At 75.1% G+C, this 8189-nt stretch carries 6 protein-coding genes; 3 read left to right on the top strand and 3 right to left on the bottom strand.

The window, feature by feature from the left end; genetic code table 11:
* Positions 1 to 362 precede the first annotated feature (362 nt).
* Both GV126_RS30345 and GV126_RS30340 read right to left on the bottom strand, forming a co-directional pair.
* Positions 363 to 1673 (bottom strand): serine hydrolase domain-containing protein, encoded by a 1311-nt coding sequence (locus GV126_RS30345; RefSeq protein ID WP_236570185.1) that lies wholly within the window; start codon positions 1671 to 1673, stop codon positions 363 to 365.
* A 220-nt stretch (positions 1674 to 1893) separates the two neighbouring features.
* Positions 1894 to 2907, bottom strand: coding sequence for an NAD(P)-dependent oxidoreductase (locus GV126_RS30340; RefSeq protein ID WP_268977470.1), 1014 nt, complete (start codon positions 2905 to 2907; stop codon positions 1894 to 1896).
* A gap of 309 nt (positions 2908 to 3216) precedes the next feature.
* Here GV126_RS30340 and GV126_RS30335 point away from each other — a divergent pair, with 309 nt between their 5' ends.
* The gene (locus GV126_RS30335) at positions 3217 to 3945 is read left to right on the top strand and encodes a DUF4142 domain-containing protein (RefSeq protein ID WP_159672644.1); all 729 of its coding nucleotides are present in this window, start codon (positions 3217 to 3219) and stop codon (positions 3943 to 3945) included.
* 31 nt (positions 3946 to 3976) lie between these two features.
* Here the strand turns inward: GV126_RS30335 and GV126_RS30330 are convergent, their stop codons facing one another.
* Positions 3977 to 5920, bottom strand: coding sequence for a glycoside hydrolase family 13 protein (locus GV126_RS30330; protein WP_236570184.1), 1944 nt, complete (start codon positions 5918 to 5920; stop codon positions 3977 to 3979).
* Between GV126_RS30330 and GV126_RS30325 the strand changes: the two genes are divergently transcribed.
* Together GV126_RS30325 and GV126_RS30320 are read left to right on the top strand one after the other, a co-directional pair.
* A complete protein-coding gene (locus GV126_RS30325; protein ID WP_236570183.1) occupies positions 5876 to 7072 on the top strand; it encodes a sensor histidine kinase in 1197 nt (398 codons plus the stop codon). The two genes, GV126_RS30330 and GV126_RS30325, sit on opposite strands and share 45 nt — an antisense overlap.
* The gene (locus GV126_RS30320) at positions 7044 to 7739 is read left to right on the top strand and encodes a response regulator transcription factor (protein WP_159672642.1); all 696 of its coding nucleotides are present in this window, start codon (positions 7044 to 7046) and stop codon (positions 7737 to 7739) included. Before GV126_RS30325 ends, GV126_RS30320 begins: the two co-directional genes overlap by 29 nt.
* Positions 7740 to 8189 lie beyond the last annotated feature (450 nt).

Genomic DNA, 8189 nt, shown 5'->3' with positions numbered 1-8189 from the left:
CCCGGGAGGGGCGGTCGGCAGCGTCAGACGCGTATAGGCGCCCGGCCGCGCACCAGGACGCCCGCCGGACGGCACCGTCCGGCACGCAGTCCACCGGGCGGCCGACGGACACGGGCACCGGGACCACGGCCTCCTCCGGCGGCTCCGCGACCGGCGGCTCGGCGTCCGGGACAGCGCAGCACTCCTCGGGTCCCACCGCGTCGGACGGCACCGGCAGCGCGCCCGCGCAGAGCGGCTCCCCGGCGCCGTCCTCCTCGTCCTCCGTGCCCTCCTCGGCGTCCTCCTCGTCCCAGCAGCTGTGCCTGCTGGGGCTGATCTGCGTCAGCTGATCCGCCCCGGCACAGCCGCCTGAGCCGGCCGGGTCAGCGCAGGACGGCCGCCCAGGAGCCCGGGGACAGGTCGGGGCCGGTGAGCACCGGGCGGACGGGTGCCGCCGACAGCGACGGCGCGGGCGTCGCGGTGCCGGACGGGCACAGGGCGCCGATGATGTACCGGTTGAGGGCGTCGTCGATCGGGCTCGGCTCGAAGCCCGTGCCGTCGGCGGTGAGCCGCTCGTACTTCATCAGGTTCCAGCCCGCCGCGACCTGCCGTCGGCCGTCGGGGCTGGACAGCGCGATGGTGCCGGCGCCGAACACCGCACCGTCGTGCCCCCAGAACCGGCCGCAGCCGGGGATGTCCACGGCGTAGATGCCGAGGCCGTAGTGCATGCCGTCCACGTCGACCGTGCGCTGCATCTCCTTCAGGGCGGCCGGGCCGACGAGGTGCCCGGTCAGCAGGGCGCGGTAGAAGCGGTTCAGGTCGTCGGTGGTGGAGACGACCGCGCCCGCCGTGTAGGCCCACGACATGTCGTAGACGCTGTAGTCGCGGGGCGGGTCGATCAGGCCGTAGAAGCTCTCGTACATCCGCGCGTGCGGTCCCTGGAGGACGGGGGTGCGCGGGTAGGAGGTGTGGCGCAGTCCGGCGCGGTCGATGACGTGCCGGGTGATGTAGGTCTGCGGGTCCTGGCCGGTGACCTTGGCCAGGAGCAGGCCGACGATGACGTAGTTGGTGTTGGAGTAGTGGCCGGGCAGCGCGCCGGGCTCGCCCGTGGCCGGCGCCCGCAGGCCCAGGCGGACCAGTTCCTCGGGGCGGATGGAGCGGAAGCGTTCCTGGTCGAGGCTGGCCGTCGAGCCCTCGGCGAGGGAGGGGAAGGCGGGGACCACGTAGTCGGCGATGCCGCTGGTGTGGTTCAGCAGCATCCGGACGGTGATCCGCCGGCCGCGCTCGCCGGGTATCAGGTCCGGCAGGTAGTCGGCCACGGGGGCGTCGAGCCGGATCCGGCCGCGTTCGGCCAGTTGGAGCACGGCGACCGCGGCGAACGTCTTGCTGATGCTGCCCACCCGGTGCCGCATCCCCGGGGCGACCGGGCGCCCGGTGTCCGTGTCGGCGACCCCCGAGGCGCCGGTCCATGCGTGTGCGCCGTCCCGGACGGAGGAGTAGACGCCGTACATGCCCGCCTCGTGCACGGCGTCCAGGGACCGGGCGAGCGCCGCCCGGTCCAGCGGGGCGCCGGCCGGGGCGACGGACGCCGTCGGCGCGGCGGGTGGTGCGGCGGCGGCCGAGGCCGCGGGTAGGGCGGCGGTCAGTAACAGCGTGGTGGCGGCGACGGTCCCGGTGAACCGGAGGATGCGCACGCGAGTCCCCTCCCTCGTGTCCGAACAGGTCCACGCCATCGTGGGCGATCTTGCTCGGGGCCGCGTCCTCCCTGTGGACGAACTGTCCCCGGCCGCCTACTCCTTGCCGCCGACCTCCGCGAACACTTCCCCGCCGCCCCCTCCTTGTCACCGACGCCTCCCTAACGCCCCTGCCGCATCTGCTCCTTGTCGTCGGCACGTGCGGACGACCCCTCGGCACTTACTCCTTGGCATCGAAGCTGGCGAAGTACGCGGCGACCATGTCCTCGTCGGCGTGGCCCGCGGCGGCGGCGCGGGCGAAGCGTTCGGCGCTCGCGGCGGCCACGTCGAGGCGTACGCCGTGCCGCTCCCCGGCCCGCAGGATCAGCCGGGCGTCCTTCTCGGCCGTGGCCACGGCGAAACTCGGCGGCGTCAGGCGGTCGTTGAGCACCAGGTCCGCCTTGGCGCGCAGGTAACCCATGTCCAGCGGACCGCCGGCGACGAGGTCGAGGAAGTCCCGCGGGTCCACGCCGAGCGCCTTGGCCAGGGCCAGGGCCTCGCCGGTCGCGGTGGTGGCCGCGATGACCCAGCTGTTGACGACCAGCTTCAGCCGGGACGCGGCACCCGTCGCCCCGTCCTCACCGGCCCACAGGGTGCGGGTGCCGATCGCGTCGAACACCGGGGTCACCGCGTCCCGGCCCGCGACCGGTCCCGCCGCCACCACCGTGAGCTGCCCGGCCTCGGCGGGCTGCTTGGTGCCCAGCACCGGGGCGTCGAAGAACAGCAGGTCGTGCGCGCGGGCCAGGTCCGCCAGTGCGGCGACCGTGTCCAGTCCGGCCGTGGTCGACTGCGACCAGGCGGCGCCCGGGCGGGCCGCGCCGGCCGCCTCGCGCATGACCTCCAGCACCGTGTCGCCGTCGAACAGCATCGTCAGCACCACATCGGCGTCGCGGACCGCCTCGGCGGGGGTGTCGACGACCTGGACGCCGTCGGCGGACAGCGGCTCGGCCTTGGCGCGGGTGCGGTTCCAGGCCCGGACGGTGTGCCCGGCCCGCGCGAGGTTGCGCGCCATGGCGCCGCCCATGATGCCGGTGCCCAGGACACCCACGGTGCGGGGTGCGGCGGTGGTGTCGGTCATGTCGTCCTCTTCCTGCCCTTCTCGGCCTTCCTGATCACTGCGGCGAGTATCCGCGCCCGGCCCCCCCGGGGGCGAGAGCGACCGGCTGGGCGCCCCGCCGTTCGACCGGCGGACCACCGCCCCGGACCACCACCCACCGGACCCGGACCACCAAGTCGCCGAGCCACCGCCCACCGGACCACCGAGTCGCCGAGCCACCGCCCACCGGAACCCCGGACCACCGCCCACCGACCGCCGGACCCCCGGACCCCCGCACCACCGCACCGAGCACCCCCGCGACTTTTTGCCCACTCATTGCCGTTCCGAGCCGTGCGAACGGGCCCCGGCTTCCGTACTCCCCGGCGTCCCTTCCGCCCTCGGGCGGGAACCGGAGACCGGGCAGGAGGCACGGTGCGCTTTTCGCGGAACGCGACGGGAACCCTTTTCGTGGGCGGAGCCCTCGGCCTCACGCTCGCCGCGCTCGCCTACCCGGGCCTGCTGGGCCTGGACACCGTCTCCGGCTCGCCCTCCCGGGTCGTCGCCCAGACCCGGTGGGGGCCGCTGACCGAGGCGGACCGGGACTTCGTGGTCAAGGTGCGGGCGGCCGGGCTGTGGGAGTACCCGGTCGGTGAGATGGCCGTGAAGAAGGGCACCACCAAGGCGGTCGTCACCGCCGGGCGGCACCTCGTCGACGGGCACGCGGCGCTGGACGCCAGCTGCCGGAAGATCGCGCCGCTGCTGGACATCGCTCTGCCCGACGAGGCCAGCCCGCAGCAGCGGGGCTTCGTCGCCACGCTCGGCGCGGACAGCGGCAAGCAGTTCGACCGCGACATGGCCAACGTCCTGCGGGTGACGCACGGGCAGATCTTCAACACCATCGCCAAGATCCGCTCCACGACCCGCAACAGCCTGGTCCGCGCGCTCGCCAACCAGGCCAACGCCACCGTCCTGGACCACATCACGGTCATGGAGGACACCGGCCTGGTCGACTACGACCGGGTGCTGTTCCAGGAGACGACCCCACCGAAGCTGCCCGCCTCCGACCTGACCCCGCCGCCCCCCTCCGGCGGGCAGCCCCAGGTCGTGCTGACCCCGCCGCCGGACGCCACGTCGAGGCCCCTGGACCTCGGCGGCGGGCAGCCGGCCGCGCCGACGCCCGGCCCGACCGTCCGGTGACGGCGCCGCGGCCGCTCACCCGAGCCGGACGTCACCCGAGCCAGACGGTGGTGTCCGGCTCCAGCCTGCGCCCGGTCAGCGGAGCACTGCTCAGCAGCACCTCCCCCGGCGGCAGCGCGACGGCCCGCCCGGACAGGTTGGCCACGCACCGCCAGCCCTCCGTGCGGGCGAACGCCAGCACCCCGTCCGGGGTGTCCTCCGCCCAGGTCAGCGACTCCCCGGTGAGCAGTTTGCGGCGCAGCCGCAGGGCCGTGCGGTACAGCTCCAGCGTGGAGCCCTCGACCCCGTCCTGGGCCTGCACGGCGCGGGCGGCGAAGCTCGGCGGCTGCGGCAGCCAGGCCCCGCCCGGCCCGAAGCCGTACGACGGCCCGGTCGTCGTCCACGGCAGCGGCACCCGGCAGCCGTCGCGGCCCTTGCGGACATGCCCGGTCTGCTCCCAGATCGGGTCCTGCAGCACCTCGGCGGGCAGGTCGGCCACCTCGGGCAGGCCGAGTTCCTCGCCCTGGTAGACGTAGGCCGAACCGGGCAGCGCCAGCATCAGCAGGGTCGCGGCGCGGGCCCGGCGCAGTCCGGCCCGCTCGTCCACGGCCGGGGCGCGGCCGCCGGACAGCAGCCAGGCGTTGTCGTCCGTGCCCGGCGGCAGCATCAGCCGGGAGGCGTGCCGGACGACGTCGTGGTTGGACAGCACCCAGGTGGCCGAGGCCCTGGCGGCCCGCGCGCAGTCCAGGGAGGCGGTGATGACCCGGCGCAGCTCCTCGGCGTCCCAGCCGGTCTGCAGATACTCGAAGTTGAACGCCTGGCCCAGTTCGTCGGGGCGGGCGTACAGCGCGCGGCGGTCCTCCGGCACCCACGCCTCGGCGACCGCGGTGCGCGGCGGGGTGTAGGCGTCGAAGATCTTGCGCCAGTCGCGGTAGATCTCGTGGACGTCGTCCCGGTCCCAGTAGGGGTGGCTGCCGGGCGGCAGGTGCGGCAGGGCGTCCTCGCCGGTGGCCCCGATGTCACCGACGTCCCGCAGCGGTTCGTCGAGGTCCTTGACCAGGGCGTGGGCCACGTCGACGCGGAAGCCGTCCACCCCGCGGTCGGCCCAGAACCGCAAGGTGGTGCGGAAGTCGGCGCGGACCTCCTCGTTCTGCCAGTGGAAGTCCGGCTGCTCGGGCGCGAACAGGTGCAGGTACCACTGCCCGTCGGGCACCCGCTGCCAGGCGCTGCCGCCGAAGACGGACTGCCAGTCGGTGGGCGGCAGTTCGCCGTGCGCGCCGCGCCCGTCGCGGAAGACGTACCGGTCCCGGGCGGGCGAGCCCGGCCCGGCCCGCAGCGCCTCCTGGAACCAGGGGTGCCGGTGCGAGCTGTGGTTGGGGACGATATCGACGATCACCTTCAGGCCCAGCCGGTGCGCCTCGGTCACCATCGCGTCGAAGTCGTCGAGGGTGCCCAGGCGCGGATCGACGTCCCGGTGGTCGATGACGTCGTAGCCGCCGTCGGCCAGCTCGGAGGGGTAGAAGGGGCTGAGCCACACCGCGTCCGCGCCGAGCGCGGCGATGTGCGTCAGGCGCTGGGTGATGCCCCGGATGTCGCCGAGCCCGTCGCCGTCGGCGTCGGCGAAGCTGCGCGGATAGATCTGGTAGACGACGGCCTGCCGCCACCAGTCGGGGTTCTTGGAGGACAGGTCGGGGGCGCGGGCGGGGACAAGACGCGACAGAGATGGCCTGGCCGGCCGGTGTGGTCGCCGGTGTGTCCACCCGGCCCCGGCGCACCCGGCGCCGCGCCCCGCCGCCGGCGGCCACCAGCGGCCCCGAGCCCGCTGGGCCGCCGCGCCACAGCAGCGGCCCGCCGCCGGCCCCGGGCAGGAGGACGGCCGGCCGCCGCGCATCGCGGCGCGGCGCGTGCGGCGCGGGCACGGGTCGGCCGGCTGGACGTGCTGGGGTCGCTCGTGCTGTTCGTGCTGTCCGTGCTGGCCGCCTCCGTGGTGCCGCACGAGCACCGGTTCGAGGTGCGGTGGCCCGCCGTGCTCCTGGCCGGGATCGGCTGCGCGGCACTGCTGTGGCGCCGCCGATCCCCGTGCTCGGTGCTGCTGATCGCCGTCGGCTGTGGGGTGCTGTTCCAGGTGCTCGGGGTCCGGGAGAGCCCGCTGGTGACCAGCCCGGTCGTCGTGTCCATCTACAGCGTGGCCGCCGGAACCGACCGGCGCACCGCCTGGACGATGGCGACGGCGTCGGCCGCGGTGCTGGTCGGGGCGGCCGTGGTGTCCGATCCGGCCTCCTGGCTCTCCCCGGACAACGCGGCGATGCTGGCCTGGACGGCGCTGCCCGCCGCCGTGGGCGACGGGGTGCGCTCCCGCCGGGCCTACGTGGCCGCCGTCGAGGAACGGGCGGAGCACGCCGAACGCACCCGCGAGGAGGAGGCGCGGCAGCGGGTGGCGGCCGAACGGGTGCGCATCGCCCGCGAACTGCACGACGTCGTCGCCCACCACATCGCCCTGATCAACGCTCAGGCCGGGGTCGCCGTCCACCTCGTGGAGCAGCGGCCCGAGCAGATTCTCGCCGCGCTGACGGACATCCGGGAGACCAGCCGGTCGGCGCTGGACGAACTGCGGGTCACCGTGGGCCTGTTGCGGCAGTCCGACGACCCGGAGGCGCCCCGGGACCCGATCCCCGGGCTGGCCCAGGTGCCCGCCCTGCTGACGTCGTTCGAACGGGTGGGGCTCGTCGTGGCGCGCACGGTGCACGGCACCGAGCGGCCGCTGACCCCGGCCGTGGACCTGGCCGCCTACCGCATCGTCCAGGAGGCCCTGACCAACGTGCGCAAGCACGCCGGCGCGGACCACGCCCGGCTGGACCTGCACTACCGCCCCGAGTGGCTGACGATCACCGTGGAGGACGACGGGCGGGCCGAGCGGCACGAGCCGCAGCCGGGCACCGGGCACGGGCTGATCGGCATGCGCGAGCGGGCCGCCAGCGTCGGCGGGCGGCTGACCACGCGGGCGCGCCCCGGCGGCGGCTTCACGGTGACCGCCGAGCTGCCGCTGCGGCCCGGCGCGGCCCCGGAGACCCCGCAGTGGCACGGCCCGGCGTCGGACACACCGCCGAGAAGGGACGAACATGACCGTGCGCGTGCTGCTCGCCGATGACCAGGCCCTGCTCAGGGGCACCTTCAGGATGCTGTTCGACTCCACCGAGGGCATGGAGACCGTGGGCGAGGCGTCCGACGGCCGCGAGGCGGTGGAGCTGGCCCGGGACCGGCACCCGGACGTGATCCTCATGGACATCCGGATGCCCGAGCTGGACGGCCTCGCCGCCACCCGGCTGATCAGCGAGGACGAGGACCTGGCGGGCGTGAAGGTGCTCATCCTGACCACGTTCGAGGACGACGAGTACGTCGCCGAGGCGCTGCGGGCCGGCGCGAGCGGATTCCTCGGCAAGGGGGCCAGCCCCGAGGAGCTGCTGGAGGCGGTGCGCACGGTCGCCGAGGGCGAGGCGCTGCTGTCCCCGCGGGCCACCCGGGCCCTGATCACCCGCTTCCTCGCGCAGCCGGAGCCGTGTACGGCCGCCGTGCACCAGCGGCTGGAGTGCCTGACCCCGCGGGAACGCGACGTGATGCGGCTGGTCGCGCTGGGCCTGTCGAACGACGAGATCGCCGAACGGCTCTTCGTCAGCCCGCTGACCGCCAAGACCCACGTCAACCGCGCGATGGCCAAGCTCGCGGCCCGGGACCGGGCCCAGCTCGTGGTCATCGCCTACCAGTGCGGCCTGGTCAGCGCGGCGAGCGAACCGGTCGCACCGTCCCGGACCCCCTGACGGACGCGGCCCGCCGGGCGGCCCGGAGGCCGGCCGGGTGCGGGCGGGTGGTGCTCGCCCGCCCGGCGGGCGTACGCGGCGCGGTCCGTCCCGGTCGTAGCGCGAGCGGCCGGATACCGCGGCCGCAGTAGCCCGTAATCGCTGCGCGGGGACGACGCGCGGCACCCCCTTCCTGAGCCAAGCTGGGAGCACGGTCGGAGCCCTCGCACCGGATCCGGTGACGGGCCCCACCTGCACAGACCGGTCCACGGCTGCGGACGACGCGGCGTGGGACACGTGCGTCGCCGCATCTCGCCCGCTTCGGGCGGTGGCCCCGCGCAGAAGGGACGCCGACATGACCACCTCCGTCACCCCCCTGGAAACCACCCTGGAATGCCGCACGGTCCACGACCTGCTGGCCGGACACGCGCTCAACGTGCTCGCGCCCGAGGAAGCCGCCCCCGTCAGCGC

The sequence above is a fragment of the Streptomyces mexicanus genome, from assembly GCF_902506575.1.
GTDB lineage: Bacteria > Actinomycetota > Actinomycetes > Streptomycetales > Streptomycetaceae > Streptomyces > Streptomyces mexicanus.
This window is presented reverse-complemented; position numbering and strand designations above follow the sequence as displayed.

Coding starts and splice junctions, on each gene's coding strand:
- GV126_RS30320 (WP_159672642.1), top strand. CDS start 7,044: ATGACCGTGCGCGTGCTGCTCGCCGATGACCAGGCCCTGCTCAGGGGC.